The sequence below is a fragment of the Acidimicrobiia bacterium genome, from assembly GCA_036396535.1.
In the GTDB taxonomy this organism is placed as follows: Bacteria; Actinomycetota; Acidimicrobiia; order Spongiisociales; family UBA5794; genus DASWKR01.
Window position 1 is genome coordinate 18,188 of the sequence record DASWKR010000047.1, and the last position, 18,150, is coordinate 36,337.

Genomic DNA, 18,150 nt, shown 5'->3' on the forward strand with positions numbered 1-18,150 from the left:
TCGGGTGCCGGGAGCCGGCGGGTGCCGCTCTACCATCCCGCCTCATGGAAACAACGGTAGGGATAGGCATCCTCGGAGCAGGGACCGTTGGGGGAACCGTGATACGGCGCCTCGTGGAGGATGGGGCGGCGATCCGCGCCAAGACCGGGCTCGATCTCCAAGTGAGGCGGGTGGCGGTGCGCGATGCCGCCAAGCGGCGCCAATTCTCGGTCCCGGACGGGGTGCTCGTCGCCGATCCCTCTGTCGTCGTCGACGATCCGGACGTGCAGCTCGTCGTCGAGGTCATGGGAGGCCGCCACCCTGCCGGGGACCTCGTGTTGAGGGCACTCGACTCCGGCAAGCCGGTGGTGACGGCCAACAAGGAGTTGATCGCCGCCAGGGGCCCCGAGCTCATCGCCGCCGCCGAGTCGCGCGGCGTCCCACTTCTGTTCGAGGCGGCGGTTGGAGGCGGCATCCCCATCATCCGGCCGCTCACCGAGACACTGGCGGGCGAGCAGGTCGAGCGAGTGCTCGGGATCGTCAACGGCACCACGAACTTCATCCTGACGCGCATGGCCGAGGAGGGGCAGGGCTACGAGGATGCCCTCGCAGAAGCCAAGCAGCTCGGTTACGCCGAGCCGGATCCGACCGCGGACGTCTCTGGTGCCGACGCGGCCGCCAAGGCCGCCATCTTGGCGTCGCTCGCATTCGGGACCTGGGTGGGCATCGGCGACGTCCGCTTCGAGGGCATCGAGGACCTGGCGCCCGCCGACTTCACCTTCGCTCGAGGAGCCGGCTTCGCCATCAAGTTGCTCGCGGTGGCGGAGAAGTCCGCCGACGGCATCTGCGCCAGGGTCCACCCGGCGATGCTCCCCGCCTCGCATCCGCTCGCCGCCATCCGCGGCGCGACGAATGCGATCTTCATCGAAGGCCCGTCCGTCGGCCAGCTGCTGTTCGCGGGGCCCGGCGCGGGGGGCGAACCGACGGCGACCGCGGTGCTCGGCGACGTCATCGACGCCTCGCGAGAGCTGCTCGCCGGTGCCCAAGTTGCCCCGCGGATCCAATTCTCGCCCGGCCGACTCATCGACTTCGGTGAGGTCGAGACGCAGTGGTACGTGCGGTTCGAGGTGGACGACAAGCCGGGGGTGCTCGCCCAGATCGCAGGCGAGTTCGGCAAGGCGGACGTGTCCATCAAGTCGGTGTGGCAGGACGGGCTCGGCAGCGAGGCCAGGCTCCTCATCGTCACCCATTCCGCCCCCGAGCATCGGCAGCGCATGGCAGTCGACGCGGTGCGCGGCCTGGCGGCGGTCCGCTCTGTCGGTTCGATCATCCGCGTCGAGACGCTGGGGGACTGACCGGTGCAGTGGCGCGGCCTCATCGAGGCATACCGCGACAGGCTGTCCGTCTCCGACGCCACCCCCGTGGTCACGCTCAACGAGGGCAACACCCCTCTCGTCCCGGCCATCCGCCTCTCCGAGATGGTCGACCGCCCGCTGTCATTGAAGTTCGACGGCGCCAACCCGACTGGTTCGTTCAAGGACAGAGGGATGACCATGGCCGTGTCCAAGGCCCTCGAGGCGGGGGCGACCGCCGTGGCGTGCGCTTCGACCGGCAACACGTCGGCGTCGGCGGCGGCCTATGCGGCCCGGGCCGGGATCAGATGCATCGTGGTGCTCCCGGCCGGCAAGATCGCCCGGGGCAAGCTCGCCCAAGCCGTCGCCCATGGAGCGACCGTGGTCCCGATCGACGGCAATTTCGACGATGCCCTGGCGCTCGTGAGACAGCTCACGGAGGAGCACGACGTCGTGCTCGTCAACTCGATCAACCCTCACAGGATCGAGGGCCAGCAGACAGCGGCCTGGGAGATCATCGACCAGCTCGGGGAGGCACCCGCGGTGCATGCGCTGCCCGTCGGCAATGCAGGCAACATCACCGCCCATTGGAAGGGCTACCGCGCCGTTGAAGAGGCCCCCGTGATGTGGGGCTTCCAAGCGGCCGGGGCGGCACCCCTCGTCCTGGGAGAGATCGTCGACGAGCCCGAGACGGTCGCCACCGCCATCCGCATCGGCAACCCGGCGTCATGGGAAGGTGCCATCGCGGCCCGCGACGAGTCCGGCGGGCGCATCGAGGCAGTCACTGACGAGGAGATCCTCGAGGCGTACCGGCTCGTTGCGTCGACCGAGGGCATCTTCTGCGAGCCGGCTTCTGCCGCCTCGATCGCAGGTGTGCTCAAGTTCAAGGAGCACCTCCCGGCGGGTCGAGTCGTCTGCACCCTGACGGGCCACGGCCTGAAGGACCCCGACGTCGCGACGGCGACGTTCCCGGACCTTCGGCCGATCCCACCGCGTCTCGACGCCGTCACCGACTTCGTCGGCCTGTGAGTCTCAGCGGGGCAAGGTCTGCGGGTTGATGGTCCCGGGCGCCCCTTCGTCTTCGAGCACTTCGACGGCTTCCTCACGGGCGTCGTGCGTCGAGGCGTCGAGCTCGTCGTCTTCGTCGTCCGGGACGTTGTGGTCGCCATCGGGGCGTCTCCGAAGTCGACGATCGGCTCTCGCGTCGAACCGCACCGGCAGCGGTAATCGTCGGAGCGCCGCCGCCATTCGTCGTGGCCGACGCGACGCCCGCACTCGGGACAGACGAGCTGCTCGGGGGTGTGCGCCGTCACCGGGATCCTCCTCTGTCGAGCCCGTCCCATACCCGAGTGGCTGCCGTCCGACACCTGAGAGGATGCCGTCCAAGTACCGGTCGGATCGCGAATCGCTAAGTCCCGAGCGTCGGTTGGCCGATCCTGTTCTTGCGAAGTTCCGGAGCGGAATTACAATGCCATCCGGATCGTTATCCGTTCCCCCACTCCCAGCAGGGCGCGACCCGTCTTGCCGCCGGTCCCGGGGAACTCCACAGGCCCGCAGGATGCCATGTTTCACTTCATGGCGCCGAGACGGACAGCGGTCACTTCACCGCCGAAAGGGGCATCACTGGACATGACCACACGAGCCAGACTCCAGGAGCTCGGCCTCGACGAACTGCGCGAGATGGCCGACAAGGTCGAAGTCGAACACGACGGATTGCAGAAGTCGAAGCTCATCGCGGCGATCGTCGAGTCGGAGAAGTTCGACGCCACGATGGTGCCCGAACCCGCCGAGACCACGAACGGCGAGCCATCGGAGGCGAGCCCCCGCGAGGACGGGGACGACGACGATCAGGACTCCCGCCAGGGTGGGAGCCGCAACCGGCGCCGCCGGCGCGGCCGCAGCGGGCAGCAGGAGCAGGTCGACGAAGGCGAGCTAGAGGTTCGCGAAGGCATCCTCGACATCCTCCCCGAGGGCTATGGGTTCCTTCGGTGCACCGGGTACCTGCCGGGGGAGAAGGACGTCTACGTTTCGGCGAACCTCGTGCGCAAGCACCGGCTCCGCAAGGGAGACATCTGCTCCGGCCCGATTCGCCCCGCCAGGGCCCAGGAGAAGTTCCCTGCGCTCGTGCGGGTCGTGACGGTCAACGGGGTGGATCCCGCAGAGGCGATGGACCGTAGGAAGTTCGCCAACCTGACGCCGCTGTTCCCAGATCAGCGCCTCCGGCTCGAGGTGGACGGCCAGTCGGGCCACATCCTCCCCAGGATCATCGACCTCATCGCCCCGATCGGAAAGGGCCAGCGCGGGCTCATCGTCTCGCCGCCGAAGGCCGGCAAGACGACCGTGCTCAAGGAGGTCGCCAACTCGATCACGGCCAACAACCCGGAGTGCCACCTGATGGTCGTGCTCGTCGACGAGCGGCCGGAAGAGGTCACCGACATGCAGCGCTCGGTGAAGGGCGAGGTCATCTTCTCGACCTTCGACCGGCCTGCCGAGGAGCACACCCAGGTCTCGGAGCTCGCCATCGAGCGGGCGAAGCGGCTCGTCGAGATGGGCACAGACGTGGTGATCCTGCTGGACTCGATCACCCGCCTCGCCAGGGCTCACAACCTGGCGACTCCGGCGAGCGGCCGCATCCTCTCCGGTGGTGTCGACTCAACCGCCCTCTACCCGCCGAAGCGATTCTTCGGCGCGGCGCGCAACATCGAAGAAGGCGGCAGCCTCACCATCCTGGGTACCGCACTCGTCGAGACCGGATCACGGATGGACGAGGTCATCTTCGAGGAGTTCAAGGGGACGGGAAACATGGAGCTGCGTCTCGATAGGAAGCTGGCGGACAAGCGGATCTATCCGGCGATCGACATCGAAGCTTCGGGAACACGCCGAGAGGAGCTGCTGTTCGAGAGGGACGAGCTCCAGGAGGTGTGGAAGCTGCGCAGGGTGCTCCTCGCCCTCGAGTCCGGCGCCGCTCTCGAGCTGCTCATCGACCGCTTGAAGAGCACGAAGTCGAACGTCGAGTTCCTGCTGAGCGTGGCGAAGAGCGGCCAGTAGCGGCGGCGCGCTACCGTCCCCGAGCTCGATCTGTCGAAGAGATCTCTGGAAGAGAAGGGAGCGATCCGCCGTGAAGGCCGACATCCATCCGAAGTACATCGAAGCCACGGTCACCTGCTCGTGCGGGAACACGTTCACGACGCAGTCGACACGGCCTGAGCTCCACGTCGAGCTCTGCAACGAGTGCCACCCGTTCTTCACCGGCAAGCAGAAGCTGGTCGACTCAGGTGGCCGCGTCGAGCGGTTCCGCAAGCGCTACGCCAAGATGGGCAAGGGCTCCGAGAACAGCGCGGCGGGTGAGTCGGAGGCCTGATTGAGCCGATCACCCGGCGCAACCGTCGGAGGCCAGGCGGTCATCGAGGGCGTGATGATGCGAGCCCCGACGGGCTGGGCCGTTGCCGTTCGCCGGCCCGACGGAACCATCGAGGCGAGGAGCGACGAGCTTCCTCGCCTCACGGCGCGTTCTAGGGCGGCCCGCATCCCGTTCATCCGCGGGGTCATGGTGCTCGGCGAGTCCCTCAGCCTCGGGTTCCGAGCACTGTCGTGGTCGGCGCAGATGTCGGGAGAGGAGGGCGAGGAGATCACCCGCGGCCAGACGATCGTGACGATGGTGGTCGGCGTCGCCTTCGCCCTCGCCCTATTCATCCTCGCTCCGGTGCTCGCCGCCGACTTCCTCAAGCGCTTCGTGAACGACTCCTCGCTCGGGTTCGTTGTGCTCGACGGGATCATCAGGCTGGTGTTGATCGTGATCTACATGCTGCTGATCTCCCGACTGAAGGAGATCCAGCGAGTCTTCATGTACCACGGAGCGGAGCACAAGACGATCCACGCCTACGAAGCCGGCGACCCGCTGACGATCGACGCCATCCAGCGATACAGCCCTCGCCACCCTCGGTGCGGGACGTCGTTCATCATCATCGTGGGCATGGTTGCCTTCGTCGTCTTCCTCACGCTGGCGCCTCTGCCGCTGCTCCCACAGATCGGAGCGAGGATCGTCCTCATCCCGGTGATCGCCGGACTCTCGTACGAGGTCCTCAAGGCCGCCGCGACCAAGCAGTGGCTCCAATGGGCGAGCCGCCCGGGCATCTGGCTGCAGCGGATCACGACCTCCGAGCCCGAGGAGGACATGGTGCCCGTGGCCGTGACGAGCCTGCTGGCGGCGCTTTCCGAGGAGGAGCTCGCCGAGGTGCAGCAGCGCGGGCCGCTGGCGGACGGCGCCCTGGCGCCGGCCATGGCGGCTCGCGGAGCATCCGATGGATGACACCCTCATCGGCAAGCTCCGAGAGATCGAGCAGGCGTACGACGAGACGCTCGAGCAGATGGCCGACCCTGCCACGCTCGGCGACTCCGATCGCTATCGCGAGATCTCGATTCGCCACGCCGAGCTCAAGCCGATAGTCGAGCGCTTCCGGGGCTACCTGGCGGCCGAGGTCGACAAGTCAGAGGCGACGGAGATGCTGCGCGACGAGTCGGATCCCGAGATGCGGGAGTACCTCGGTGGGCTGGCAGTTGGACGCGCCGCCGAGCTCGATCGGCTCGAGGCCGAGCTGAAGCTCATGCTCGTGCCCAAGGATCCGAACGACGACAAGGATGTCATCGTCGAGGTCCGGGCGGCTGCCGGTGGCGACGAGGCGGCATTGTGGGCAGGCGACCTCCACCGTATGTACGAGCGGTTCGCAGAGCGCCACGGCTGGAAGATCGATCCGATCTACACGTCGCTCACGGGGACGGGCGGCCTCAAGGAGGCGACGTTCGCGGTCAAGGGACGAGGCGCCTACTCCCGCTTCAAGCACGAGGCGGGGCCGCATCGCGTGCAGAGGGTGCCGAAGACCGAGTCGCAGGGGAGGGTCCACACGTCCATGGCGACGGTGGCGGTCCTTCCGGAGGTCGAGGAGGTCGAGATCCAGATCTCGGAGAACGATCTCGAGATCGAGACCATGCGCTCGCAGGGGCCGGGCGGTCAGTCGGTCAACACGACCGACTCGGCGGTGCGGATCACCCATGTCCCGACCGGTATCGTCGTTTCGTGCCAGGACGAGAAGTCTCAGCTCCAGAACAAGCTGAAGGCGATGCGGGTGCTCAGGGCGCGCCTCTACCAGATGGAGCTCGCCGAGAAGATGGGCGAGCGGGCGTCTGCGCGCAAGGCCCAGGTCGGAAGCGGCGAGCGTTCCGAGAAGATCCGCACGTACAACTACAAGGAGAACCGCGTCACAGATCACCGCGTCGGCCTGACGGTTCACTCGCTCCCCGAGATTCTCGACGGAGATCTGGAAGAGGTCCACGCTGCCCTCATTGCGCACGAGGCCGCCGAGCGGCTGGCGGAATTCGAGACCGCCGATGTCTGAGGCAGGAGGTCTCGTGCTCGACGGCAGGTTGATGTCGACGGTGCTCGTAGCCGTGGCGATGTTCGCCGCGGCCGCCTGCGGCGGAGGAGGAGGCGACACCACGACCACGACCTCGACACCGCCCCCGGCGACGACGACCACCACCCCGCCGGAGACGACGAGCGAGCCGCCGGAGACGACGGTCCCTGCGGAGACGACGACGACCGCGGCTGCGGAGACGACGACGACGGCTGCCGAAGGCACCGCAACGGTGCTCATCGCGAGCGTCGGTGCGATGGCCGACACCTGGGAGGAGACCCTGTTCATCCCGTACGGGGAGGGCGACGATCAACTCGGCACCGCCCCAGGTGGCGAGGGCCTCACCCTCGGCCCCGAGTACGGGACCCAGACGGCGGACGGGACGTGGTGGTTCCTCGACGCAGCCAAGCAGCGCATCGCTCGCTACGACGCATCCGGTCAGTTCATGGATGCGCTCCCGGTTCCCGCCGACATCCTCGTCGACGGCCAGTACTTCCAATACCAGATCCCGAGCCCGCTCGACGACGGCACCGTCGCCGCCGGGAGCCTCAACACGGGCAGGCTCCTCGTCGTCGGCCAGCGGGACATGAGCACCGTCCCGCTCGACCGCTCCGTCTCGCTCACGACGACGGACGGAGAGAGCCTCTTCGGCTTCGAGATCGGAACCGACTCGATCGTCCGGGTGGACCCGGCCACGGGGGCCTCCCAGCCGGTCGATGCGTTCCGCACGAGAGCAGGCACCAGCTACACCTTCGCCATCGAGCGAGGCGAGGCGACCCGGACGCTGCCGGACACCGGAGTGACGGGGACGATCCTGTTGCGTTGGGCGGACGACCCCGAGTCGATCGTGCTCGGTGGCGTCGAGGTCGAGAGCGCCCCTGACGGCACGCTCCACGTGCTGTTCTACGGCGTCCCCGAGGTCGACGAGTCCCAGCAGGTGGCCGGGATCTTCTCGATCACACCCGACGGGGCCGTCTCGGAGGCCGATGCGCTCACGAATCCGTTCACGCCGGCCGATCCGGGCAGCCCGGCCCACCTCGGCGTCGACCTCGTCACCGGGCAGCCATGGTTCATGGTCGTCGGCACCGATGGTGTGCGGGTGTACCTGCGGACCGGATGAGCCGCCCCCCCAACACGGTGAAGGTCTCGAGCATGATCGCAGAGAGCGAGCTTCCGCGGCACGAGGCGGAACGGCTCCTCGTCGCCGTCACCGGGAGGCCGCGGGCTTGGATGATCGGCGATCCCGAGGTGTCGGAGCGGTGGGCGGCGGCGTTCTTCGAGCTGGCGGACCGCAGGCGGCGGGGCGAGCCGCTCCAGTACCTCGAAGGCACCGTCCAGTTCGGCCCGATCGAGCTGCTCGTCGATCCGAGGGTCCTCATCCCGCGTCCCGAGACCGAGCAACTCTTCGAGATCGCAATCGACCTCATCAGTGACGTTGCCGCGCCGGTCGTCGTCGATCTGTGCACCGGGAGCGGCAACGTGGCGCTCGCCATCAAGCACGCCCGTCCCGACAGTGACGTGTATGCCACCGACGTCTCCGCTGAGGCGATCGAGGTGGCGGAGGCGAACGCCCGCCGTACCGGCCTGCAGGCCGTCTTCCACATCGGAAGCACGTATGACCCCCTCGACCCCGCCCTTCGGGGCGGCGTCGACCTGATAGCCGCCAACCCACCGTACGTCGCCGCCGGCGAGGTCGACACTCTTCCGGTCGATGTGCGGGACCACGAGCCGCGCGCCGCCCTCGTGGCCGGCGAGTCGGGCGACGAGGTGCTCGCCGAGATCGCAGCAGGAGCAGCCGACTGGCTCGCCCCCGGCGGCTGGCTGATCTGCGAGATCAACGAGTACCGAGCCGAGCAGGCGCTCGCCCTCCTCGCATCGCTCGACACCGCTATCCGGAACGACCTGGCGGGGCGACCGAGGTTCGTGATCGGCCGTCTCATCCCCTGACCCCCGAGCGTCCGAGTGCTCGAAGCCGCGCCACGACTCCGGCCGAGGGTTCCCATGCCAACGCCGGAGCACTAGCTTTCCCTAGAAGGTCGAACTCGGAGGAGATGGGTGTGAGCATCGACGCCGCGGTATGGGCACTTCGCGAGGGGGAGATCATCGGGATGCCGACCGACACGGTCTATGGCCTGGCGGTCGACCCGTTCAACGTCGAGGCGATCGAGCGCCTCTACGAGCTGAAAGGGCGTGAGGGCAACAAGCCGCTCGCCCTGCTGGTCGCCTCGATCGACCAGGCGATGTCGCTGGCCTCGTTCACGGACCAGGCGCTCGACTTGGCAGACGAGCACTGGCCCGGCGGACTGACGCTCGTGCTCCCGCGCCTGGCGGGGGCACCGGACTGGCTCGGTGACCCTGCCCGCCGCACGATCGGATTGCGGTGCCCGAGCCACGATGTCGCTCTCGAGATGCTCGGCACGGTCGGCCCACTGGCGGTGACGTCCGCCAACCTGGCGGGCAGGGTGTCGGCGATCAACCACGAGGAAGCGGCTGAGATCTTCGGGGACGATGTCGGCTACTACCTCGAGGGCGAGGCTCCGGGCGGTCAGGCGTCCACCATCATCGACCTGACGGAGCCGGCGCCCCTCGTGCTGCGCCGGGGCCCGGTTTGAGCGGGACAGGTCGAGTAGCGATCGTCACTGCCGCCGGCAAGGGGATCGGCGCTGCGGTGGCGCGCCGCCTCTCGGCGGAGGGATACGACTTGGCGTTGATGTCGGACGGGGGCGGAGCGGAGGACCTCGCCGCCGAGCTCGGCGCCATCGGGGTGAAGGGGTCCGTCACCGAACCCGCCGACCTCACCGGACTCGTCATGACGACGCTCGATGCACATGGCAGGATCGACGTGGCGGTCAACAACACCGGCCATCCACCGAAAGGTCCGCTGCTCGGCATCACCGACGAGGAGTGGCACGCCGGGCTCGAGATGGTCCTCCTCAACGTCGTCCGCATGGCCCGGCTGGTCACGCCCATGATGCTCGAGCAGCGGCGCGGGTCGATCGTGAACATCTCGACGTTCTCGGCGTTCGAGCCGAGCCCCGAGTTCCCCGTCTCGAGTTCGCTACGCGCCGCCCTCGCCGGGTTCTGCAAGCTGTACGCCGATGAGCACGCCGCCTCCGGCATTCGCATGAACAACGTGCTGCCGGGGTTCGTCGACAGCTATCCGGAGACCGCCGAGACCCTCGCCGCCATTCCGGCAGGCAGGTACGCGACGACCGACGAGATCGCGGCGACCGTTGCCTTCCTCGCATCCGACGACGCCGCCTACATCACCGGCCAGAACCTGCGAGTCGACGGCGGCATCACCCGGTCGATCGGATGAACAGCGACGTCGTCATCGTCGGCGGAGGCGTCATGGGGTGCGCCACGGCGTACCACCTGCTCCGGCTCGACGCCGGGCTGGCGGTGACCGTCGTCGAGAGGGATTCGACGTATCGGCACGCCTCGACGATGTTGTCCGACGGGAACGTCCGAGTGCAGTTCAACCTGCCGGAGAACATCGCCATGTCGCAATTCGCCTTCGAAGTGCTCGGCACGTTCGCGGACGACATGGCGGTCGGCGACAGCCGGCCCGATCCGGGCGCAAGGCACCAGGGGAACCTGTTCCTCGTCGACGAAGCCGGCCTGGATGCGGCCCACGAGGGGTTGGCCCGGCAGCGAGAGGCGGGATGCGAGGTCGCATGGCTGAGCGCCGCCGAGATCGCCGAGCGGTTCCCGCCTTACCGCGCCGAAGGGATCGTCGGCGGGACCTTGGGCAGGCTCGACGGCTCGGTCGACCCGAGCGCCGTCCTCCTCGGGTACCGGCGCAAGGCGGCCGCCATGGGGGCCAGCTTCGTCGAAGGCGACGTCCGCCGCCTCGTCGCGGCGCGGGGTCGTATCGCCGGCGTCGACCTGGCTTCTGGAGAGCGTCTCAGTGCGCCCGTGGTCGTCAACGGCGCCGGAGCTTGGGCGGCCGCCATCGCCGAGACGGTCGGCGTCGATCTGCCGGTCGAGCCCGTGATGCGGACGGTGTACGTCGTCGAGACCGCCACCGGCCCCGGGTCGAACCTGCCGAGTGTCTTCCTGCCGGGGGGGCTGTACGCCATCCCGGAGCACGACGGGACCTTCGTCATGGCATGGTCGCTACCGGACGATCCGGTCGGATACGACTTCACGTTCAGGCGGGACGCCTTCTACGAGCGACTGTGGCCCGAGCTCGTTCGGGTCATGCCGGCGTTCGACGAGCTTCGGGTCACCGGGGGCTGGACGGGCCTCTATGCCGTCAACACCCTCGACGGGAACGCCATATTGGGGGAGTGGCCCTCTACCCCCGGATTCTTCCTCGCCAATGGGTTCTCCGGCCACGGCTTCCAACAATGCCACGCCGTCGGCCGCTACCTCGCCGAGCTGATCCTCGAGGCGCCCGTGTCGCTCGACCTCTCCCGTTTCGGCCCTCAGCGGATCCTCGACGAGGTCCCGGTGCACGAGCACGCAGGCCGGATCATCTGACGTCGCCGACTACCCTGCGGCTCACACCGTCTCACCCGGGGGGCCCATGTTCGACACCCGCGACATCGCTGACGTCGATCCGCGCCTCGCAGGGCTGATCGCCCGCGATGCCGACCGTCAGCGGACCAAGATCCAGCTCATCGCATCCGAGAACCTGATCTCCCGGGCGATGATGCAGGCGTCCGGGTCCGTGCTCAACAACAAGTACTCCGAGGGCTATCCGGGTCGCCGCTACTACGAGGGCTGCCAGATCATCGACGAGGTCGAGCAGCTCGCCATCGACAGGGCGAAGGAGCTCTTCGGAGCGGAGCACGCCAACGTGCAGGCGCATTCCGGCTCGCAAGCGAACATGGCCGCCTACGCCGCGGTGCTCGATCCTGGTGACACGATCCTGGGCATGCGGCTCGATCAGGGCGGTCATCTCACCCACGGCTCTCCCGTCAACTTCTCCGGGGCGCTCTACAACTTCGTGGCGTACGGCGTCGACAAGGAGACCGAGACGATCGATCTCGAGGAGGTGCGCAGACTCGCCGTCGAGCATCGCCCGAGGCTCATCGTCGCCGGCTACAGCAACTACTCGCGACTCATCGACTGGTCGGCGCTCAGGGAGATCGCAGACGAGGTGGGGGCGCTGCTCATGGTCGACGCGGCCCACATCATCGGGCTCATCGCCGGCAAGGCGCACCCCAACCCGACGCCGCACGCCCACATCGTCACGGCGACGACGCACAAGGCGCTGCGCGGCCCCCGCGGCGGCCTGATCCTCTCGACCGACCGCTTCGCCAAGGACGTCGACAAGGCGGTGTTCCCATTTGCGCAAGGCGGCGCCATCAACAGCCAGATCGCAGCCAAGGCCTTGTGCTTCGAGCTGGCGGCGAAGCCGGACTTCGAGGCCTACGCCAATCAGATCGTGCGCAACGCCGCCGTCCTCGCCGACACGATCGCCGAGGAGGGCGCCCGCATCGTCAGCGGAGGAACCGAGAACCACATGTTCTCGATAGACCTGAGATCGGTCGACGAGGACCTCACCGGCAAGGACGCCGCCCGTCTGCTCGACTCGCTCGGGATCACGCTGAATCGCAACTCGATCCCGTTCGACCCGCGCTCGCCGTTCATCACGTCAGGGGTCAGGATCGGGACACCATCTGTCACCACCGCCGGCATGAAGCAGGAGCAGATGACGACGCTCGGCAGCCTCATGGTGGAGATCTTCCGCAAGCGGGAGGACGAGATCGCCCTCAAGCAGCTCGCCGAGCAGGTGGCCGAGCTGGCTGCGACGTTCCCGTCGTACCCGGCGGGCTTCCCCGGACACGTGTGACAGGGTTGCGGCACCCCCCGGCCTTGTTGTACAGTCGCATCAGCCGCTTGTGAAACTAATCACAATCATTGCCGGTAGCATCGAGGGACCGTGAGCGACCATCCGGAGAACCGACGGAGGAACGGCAGTGCATCTGTCGTCGGCGAGTGGTCGGCCGGTGGCGACTTCCTCGGTTCGATACTCGCAGGGTTGCTGATCGGCTTCCTCGCAGACAAGGCGCTCGGCACCGACCCGTGGCTCACGGTGGTGATGATCATCGCCGGCGTGGCCGTCGGCTTCTGGCGGATGATGGAGTCCGCACGGCAGATCAACCCGGAAGCGCGCACCCTTCCGAGGCCGGCCGGGGCGACCGACCCGACAGGAGACGGCGAAACATGAGTCGGAAGGCGTGGGCCGGCGGCGGCCCGGACGAGGCGGAGTCGATCGAACGGGCCTACCGCTCGCCGAGCCCTCTGCAGACACCGGTGGAGTCCATCCTCGCCTGGGAGACGGTTCGCCGCGCCGTCGTCGTCGCTCCGGCGGTCGTAGGCGGCGCCCTCCTGTTACGGGGCGGCGCCGGCGCCGTGTCCGCCGCCGTCGGCGTCACGGTCGTGGTCGCCAACTTCCTGCTCGCAGGGGCCGTCCTGTCGAAGGCGGCGACGGTGTCCCTCCGGGTCTATCATGCGGCCGCCTTGCTCGGCTTCTTGGTGCGGCTTGGCCTCATCACACTCACGATGCTGCTCTTGGCCGCCGTGTTCGAGGTCGACCGCCCGGCGATGGGCATCGCAGCAGTCGTCGCATATCTGACACTGCTGACGTGGGAGGCGTGGGCCGTGGTGCGCGGCGCGGAGAGGGAGCTCGAGTGGAACTGATCCTGGCCACCAGCGAGTGCGATACGACGGGTGAGGTGATATGCGCCCCCGCCGACGTCCTCGAGCTGTTCGAGTTCAAGAGGGCGCTCTTCTCCATCGGCCCGTTCCACTTCACGCGCACCGTCTTCCTCATCTTCCTGGCGATGCTCGTGGTACTGGCACTCTTCTACTTCGGGCTGCGCAGGCAACAACTCGTGCCGACGAAGTTCGGCCTGATGGTCGAGTCACTCGTCCAATTCGTCCGCAACGACATCGCGCTCGGGATCATCGGGCCGGAGGGCGCCAAGTACGCCCCGTACCTCCTCACGATCTTCACGTTCATCCTCGTGGGCAACCTCTTCGAGGTGACGCCGTTCGTGAACTTCCCGATCAATTCCCGCATGGCCATCCCGCTCTTTCTCTCACTCGTCACCTACGTCATCTTCGTGGTGGTCGGCTTCTCCAAGAACGGTCTTCGGTACGTCGGTGATCTCGTCTGGCCCCGCAGCGTGCCGATCGGCCTGCGGTGGCTCGTCGGCCTCATCGAGTTCGTGTCAGTGTTCGCGCTGCGCCCCATCACGCTGGCGGTTCGACTCTTCGCCAACATGGTGGCGGGCCACCTCATGCTGACCCTGCTGCTCGTGTCCGGCTGGATCTTCATGAGCAGCGTCGGCGACATCGGGGTCAGGGCCGGCATCGGCATCCTGTGGTTCGTCTTCGGGCTCGGCATCTTCGTCTTCGAGATCGTCGTCGCCGTCCTCCAGGCATACATCTTCACGTTGCTCTCAGCGGTGTACGTCCAGTCTTCGGTGCACCCGGAGCATTGAGCGGCACCCGGACACGGTTGTAGAAAAGAGAAAGGAAACAGCGGATGCAGGCACTCCTCGCAGTGCAGACGATCCTTGCCCAGGCAGCCGAGGGGGTGAGCGGCAACATCGACAACCTGAGCGGACCGCTCGCTCTCGTCGGCTACGGGCTTGCCGCCATCGGGCCGGGCATCGGCATCGGCATCGTGGCGGGCAACGCCATCCAAGCCATGGCGCGGCAGCCGGAGGCGGCTGGTGTCGCCAGGACCACGATGTTCCTCGGCATCGCCTTCACAGAGGCGTTGGCGCTCCTCGGCTTCGTGCTCTTCTTCATCGCCTAGGAGGCAGCGATGTTCTTCCTGTCAACCGGGCTCATCCTTGCGGCCGAAGAGGCCGAGGAGGGCGGAGGCATCGACCTGCTTCGTCCCGAGACGTCGGAGCTGATCGCCGGGGTCATCGCCGCGGTCATCATCTTCATCGTCGTGCGCCAGCGGGTCTTGCCTGCCGTGAACCGAATCCTCGAGGCGCGCCAAGCCGCCATCCGGTCTGATCTGGCGGCGGCCGACAAGGCCAAGCTCGAGGCGCAGTCCCTGCTCTCCGACTATCAGGCGCAGCTCGCCGGTGCCCGCCAAGAGGCCAACCGGATCGTCGAAGAGGCCCGCCAGTCGGCCGAGAAGGTGCGGGCGGACATCGTCGCCAAGGCCGAGCAGGAGGCAACGGCGATCAAGCAACGCGCCCAGGCCGACCTGGCAGGGGAGCGGGAGCGGGCCGAGGCGGCCATCCGCCGCGAGGTGGCGAGCTTGTCCCTCGACGTGGCCGAGAAGGTGGTCGGATCGAGCCTCGATCGTGACGCCCAGCAGGCCCTCGTCGACCGCTACATCGAGGAGCTGGGGAGCACCAAGAACTGATGGACGGGATCACCGACTCCGGCGTCATCGACGGGTACGCCTCCGCCGTGCTCGACGTCGGTCGTGCGGAGGGCAACCCGGACGGGATCACGGACGAGCTGTACAAGATCGCCCGCGCCGTCGAGGGCTCCGCCGAGCTGCACGACACGCTCGCCGACCCGCGGGTGCCCGTCGAGCGCAAGCAAGCCGTGCTGACGGACGTGCTCGATGGCCGGGCCTCCAGAGCGTCCATCGCACTCGTCACTCTGCTCGTCGGCGCCGGGCGCACCTCCGACCTCAACCGCATCGCCAAGCGGGCAGTCGATCTCGCCGCCGAGAGCGAGCGGCTCACCGTGGCCGAGGTGCGCTCAGCCGTCGACCTCGACGCTGCGACGGTCGGACGCCTCGAGGAGACCCTGGCGGCGATGACGGGGAAGCGCATCAGAGCCAACGTGATCGTCGACCCGTCCCTCGTCGGCGGCATCGTCACGAAGGTCGGTGACATGGTGATCGACGGGTCGGTCCGCAGCCGCCTGCAGGATCTGAGAGAGGCATGGGGATAGCGAATGGCTGAATTGGTACTCGGCGACATCACCGAAGCGCTCCGCAAGAATCTGGAGGGTTGGTCTCCTCGCCTCGAGCAGGAGATGATCGGCTACGTGACCTCGGTCGGCGACGGCGTCGCACGCGTCGTCGGCCTGCCCGGCGCCATGGCCTCCGAGCTCCTCGAGTTCCCCGGTGGGATGATCGGCGTCGCCCTCAACCTCGACGAGGATTCGATCGGAGCGGTGCTCATGGGCGACTCCTCGACGATCGAGGAGGGCGACGAGGTACGGGCGACGGGGCGGGTGCTGTCGGTTCCCGTCGGCGACGCGCTGCTCGGCCGGGTGATCGACCCGCTCGGCAACCCAGTCGACGGCAAGGGGCCCATCGAAGCCACCGAGACACGCCTGCTCGAGACGCAGGCGCCGTCGGTGGTGGAGCGACAGCCCGTCCATGAGCCGTTGCAGACCGGCATCAAGGCGATCGACGCCATGATTCCGATCGGACGCGGCCAGCGCCAGCTCATCATCGGCGACCGTCAGACGGGCAAGACGGCGATCGTCGTCGACACGATCATCAACCAGGCGACCGAGAACGTGAAGTGCGTCTACGTGGCGATCGGCCAGAAGGCGTCGACCGTTGCCGAGGTGCAGTCGGCACTCGATGCGGTCGGGGCCATGGCGTACACCGTGATCGTGAGCGCCCCCGCCTCGACGGCGGCAGCGCTCCAGATGTACGCCCCGTACGCCGGCTCCGCCATCGGCCAGTATTGGATGTACAAGGGCGAGCACGCCCTCGTCATCTTCGACGACCTGTCCAAGCAGGCCGTGGCGTACCGGGAGATCTCGCTCCTGCTGCGCCGCCCTCCGGGGCGTGAGGCGTACCCGGGTGACGTCTTCTACCTCCACAGCCGGCTGCTCGAACGCGCCGCCAAGCTCTCCGACGAGCTGGGAGCGGGCTCATTGACGGCGCTGCCGATCATCGAGACCAAAGCGAACGACATCTCGGCGTACATCCCGACGAACGTCATCTCCATCACGGACGGGCAGATCTTCCTCGAGTCCGATCTCTTCTTCTCCGGCATCCGGCCCGCCATCAACGCCGGCATCTCGGTGTCCCGGGTCGGCGGCAACGCCCAGATCAAGGCGATGAAGAAGATCGCCGGTCCGCTGCGCCTCAACCTCGCCCAGTTTCGCGAGCTCGAAGCCTTCGCCGAGTTCGGCTCGGAGCTCGACTCGGCGTCGCTGGCCCAGCTCGAGCGCGGCCGGCGGGTCGTCGAGACCTTGAAACAGGGCCAGTTCGCCCCGGTACCCGTGGAGGGGCAGGTGGCTGCGATCTTCGCGGTCACCGAGGGCTACATGGACGACGTCCCGGTCAAGCAGATCAGGGAGTTCGAGCACGAGTTGCGCGGGTTCTTGGAGTCACGCCACCCGGGGTTGCTGGCGTCGATCCGTGACACCGGCGAGTTGCCGGAGGACGAGTTGCGCAGCGCAATCGATACGTTCAAGGCGACCGGCCGGGGCGAGACCGCTGCTCCGGCGGCCGTGGCGCCGACCCACGACGTGGCGGAGGCCGGCTCGGACGAGGAACCGTCCGAGGTGCCGGACGGGGAGGCCGGGGAGTAGCCGATGGCATCTGCCGAGGTTCGCCAGATCCGGAGGCGCATTCGCAGCGTCCAGTCCACGATGAAGATCACCCGTGCCATGGAGCTGATCGCCACATCGCGGATCGCCAAGGCCCAGGTGCGGGTCGCCCAGTCGAAGCCGTACACCCAGAAGATGGCGGACGTCATCAGGAACATCGCGGCCGCCTCGGGTGGCCTGCGTCATCCGATGCTCGAGCGCAGGGAGGTTCGCACGGTCGGCGTCCTCGTCGTCACGTCGGACAGAGGCCTGGCGGGCGGGTACAACGCATCGGTGATCCGTCTCGCCGAGCGGGCGATGGCGGCCCACAGAGCCGACGGGCTCCAGACGCGGCTGTATGCGATCGGCAAGAAGGCGCAGGGCTACTTCCGCTATCGGAAGTACGTACTGGAGCAGTCATTCCTCGGCGTCACGGATACGCCGGGGTACGGGGACGCCAGGGCGATCGCCAACGTCCTGCTCAACGACTACGAGGAAGGCGTCATCGACTCCGTCGAGGTGTTCACGACCCGCTTCGTCTCAGCGCTCACGCAGAACGCCGGCCTCTGGCCGCTGCTCCCGATCGAGCCGCCGGACATGGAGGCGGCGACCACGGGCAGCGGGTACACGTTCGAGCCATCGCCGGAGGAGATCCTCACCCGCTTGCTCCCTCGGTACCTCGAGGGAACCGTGTTCGGCATCCTCCTCGAGGCTTCGGCATCCGAGCATGCGGCGCGCCGCAGAGCGATGAAGGCAGCGACCGAGAACGCGGAAGAGCTGACGAGGCTCCTGACACGCCAGGCCAACCAGGCTCGCCAGGCGGAGATCACCACTGAGATCTCCGAGATCGTCGGAGGCGCAGAGGCGCTCTCCGGATGAAGACGGTTCTACGAGCACGACTCTCGAGCGACAACGGA

Annotated in this window: 21 protein-coding genes; 20 read left to right on the plus strand and 1 reads right to left on the minus strand. The window is 67.7% G+C overall.

Going from position 1 to position 18,150, the window contains the following annotated elements; all coding sequences use genetic code 11:
- The first annotated feature begins 44 nt into the window (after window positions 1–44).
- Both VGC47_07905 and thrC read left to right on the plus strand, forming a co-directional pair.
- Window positions 45–1,334, plus strand: coding sequence for a homoserine dehydrogenase (locus tag VGC47_07905; protein HEX9855220.1), 1,290 nt, complete (start codon window positions 45–47; stop codon window positions 1,332–1,334).
- A gap of 3 nt (window positions 1,335–1,337) precedes the next feature.
- Window positions 1,338–2,360 (plus strand): threonine synthase, encoded by a 1,023-nt coding sequence (gene thrC / locus VGC47_07910; GenBank protein HEX9855221.1) that lies wholly within the window; start codon window positions 1,338–1,340, stop codon window positions 2,358–2,360.
- A gap of 3 nt (window positions 2,361–2,363) precedes the next feature.
- Here the strand turns inward: thrC and VGC47_07915 are convergent, their stop codons facing one another.
- Window positions 2,364–2,546, minus strand: coding sequence for a hypothetical protein (locus VGC47_07915; protein HEX9855222.1), 183 nt, complete (start codon window positions 2,544–2,546; stop codon window positions 2,364–2,366).
- 465 nt (window positions 2,547–3,011) lie between these two features.
- Between VGC47_07915 and rho the strand changes: the two genes are divergently transcribed.
- From rho to VGC47_08005, 18 genes are all read left to right on the plus strand, one after another.
- Window positions 3,012–4,379: a transcription termination factor Rho gene (gene rho / locus VGC47_07920; GenBank protein HEX9855223.1), complete on the plus strand. Its 1,368-nt coding sequence runs from the start codon at window positions 3,012–3,014 to the stop codon at window positions 4,377–4,379.
- A 70-nt stretch (window positions 4,380–4,449) separates the two neighbouring features.
- A complete protein-coding gene (gene rpmE, locus VGC47_07925) occupies window positions 4,450–4,692 on the plus strand; it encodes a 50S ribosomal protein L31 (protein HEX9855224.1) in 243 nt (80 codons plus the stop codon).
- Entirely contained in the window at window positions 4,693–5,640 is a 948-nt protein-coding gene (locus VGC47_07930; protein ID HEX9855225.1) for a DUF1385 domain-containing protein, read from the plus strand.
- Entirely contained in the window at window positions 5,633–6,724 is a 1,092-nt protein-coding gene (prfA, locus tag VGC47_07935) for a peptide chain release factor 1 (protein HEX9855226.1), read from the plus strand. Before VGC47_07930 ends, prfA begins: the two co-directional genes overlap by 8 nt.
- Window positions 6,717–7,862: a hypothetical protein gene (locus tag VGC47_07940; protein ID HEX9855227.1), complete on the plus strand. Its 1,146-nt coding sequence runs from the start codon at window positions 6,717–6,719 to the stop codon at window positions 7,860–7,862. Before prfA ends, VGC47_07940 begins: the two co-directional genes overlap by 8 nt.
- Window positions 7,859–8,689, plus strand: a complete 831-nt coding sequence (gene prmC, locus VGC47_07945; GenBank protein ID HEX9855228.1) for a peptide chain release factor N(5)-glutamine methyltransferase — start codon at window positions 7,859–7,861, stop codon at window positions 8,687–8,689. Before VGC47_07940 ends, prmC begins: the two co-directional genes overlap by 4 nt.
- 110 nt (window positions 8,690–8,799) lie before the next feature.
- On the plus strand, window positions 8,800–9,354 hold the full coding sequence (locus VGC47_07950; protein ID HEX9855229.1) for an L-threonylcarbamoyladenylate synthase: 555 nt from the start codon (window positions 8,800–8,802) through the stop codon (window positions 9,352–9,354).
- The gene (locus VGC47_07955; protein HEX9855230.1) at window positions 9,351–10,061 is read left to right on the plus strand and encodes an SDR family oxidoreductase; all 711 of its coding nucleotides are present in this window, start codon (window positions 9,351–9,353) and stop codon (window positions 10,059–10,061) included. The genes VGC47_07950 and VGC47_07955 overlap by 4 nt, the downstream gene beginning before the upstream one ends.
- Window positions 10,058–11,227 carry an FAD-binding oxidoreductase gene (locus VGC47_07960; GenBank protein ID HEX9855231.1) on the plus strand — a complete coding sequence of 390 codons (1,170 nt, stop codon included), beginning with the start codon at window positions 10,058–10,060 and terminating at the stop codon, window positions 11,225–11,227. Before VGC47_07955 ends, VGC47_07960 begins: the two co-directional genes overlap by 4 nt.
- A 46-nt stretch (window positions 11,228–11,273) precedes the next feature.
- Window positions 11,274–12,545, plus strand: coding sequence for a serine hydroxymethyltransferase (glyA, locus tag VGC47_07965; protein HEX9855232.1), 1,272 nt, complete (start codon window positions 11,274–11,276; stop codon window positions 12,543–12,545).
- 90 nt (window positions 12,546–12,635) lie between these two features.
- Window positions 12,636–12,923, plus strand: a complete 288-nt coding sequence (locus tag VGC47_07970) for an AtpZ/AtpI family protein (GenBank protein ID HEX9855233.1) — start codon at window positions 12,636–12,638, stop codon at window positions 12,921–12,923.
- On the plus strand, window positions 12,920–13,396 hold the full coding sequence (locus tag VGC47_07975) for a hypothetical protein (GenBank protein ID HEX9855234.1): 477 nt from the start codon (window positions 12,920–12,922) through the stop codon (window positions 13,394–13,396). The genes VGC47_07970 and VGC47_07975 overlap by 4 nt, the downstream gene beginning before the upstream one ends.
- On the plus strand, window positions 13,387–14,202 hold the full coding sequence (gene atpB / locus VGC47_07980) for a F0F1 ATP synthase subunit A (GenBank protein HEX9855235.1): 816 nt from the start codon (window positions 13,387–13,389) through the stop codon (window positions 14,200–14,202). Before VGC47_07975 ends, atpB begins: the two co-directional genes overlap by 10 nt.
- Window positions 14,203–14,246: 44 nt before the next feature.
- Window positions 14,247–14,522 (plus strand): ATP synthase F0 subunit C, encoded by a 276-nt coding sequence (gene atpE / locus VGC47_07985; GenBank protein HEX9855236.1) that lies wholly within the window; start codon window positions 14,247–14,249, stop codon window positions 14,520–14,522.
- A gap of 9 nt (window positions 14,523–14,531) precedes the next feature.
- The gene (gene atpF, locus VGC47_07990; GenBank protein ID HEX9855237.1) at window positions 14,532–15,089 is read left to right on the plus strand and encodes a F0F1 ATP synthase subunit B; all 558 of its coding nucleotides are present in this window, start codon (window positions 14,532–14,534) and stop codon (window positions 15,087–15,089) included.
- Window positions 15,089–15,631, plus strand: coding sequence for an ATP synthase F1 subunit delta (gene atpH / locus VGC47_07995; GenBank protein ID HEX9855238.1), 543 nt, complete (start codon window positions 15,089–15,091; stop codon window positions 15,629–15,631). Before atpF ends, atpH begins: the two co-directional genes overlap by 1 nt.
- Window positions 15,632–15,634: 3 nt before the next feature.
- Window positions 15,635–17,236: a F0F1 ATP synthase subunit alpha gene (gene atpA / locus VGC47_08000; GenBank protein HEX9855239.1), complete on the plus strand. Its 1,602-nt coding sequence runs from the start codon at window positions 15,635–15,637 to the stop codon at window positions 17,234–17,236.
- Window positions 17,237–17,239: 3 nt separating this feature from the next.
- Window positions 17,240–18,112, plus strand: coding sequence for a F0F1 ATP synthase subunit gamma (locus VGC47_08005; GenBank protein ID HEX9855240.1), 873 nt, complete (start codon window positions 17,240–17,242; stop codon window positions 18,110–18,112).
- Window positions 18,113–18,150 lie beyond the last annotated feature (38 nt).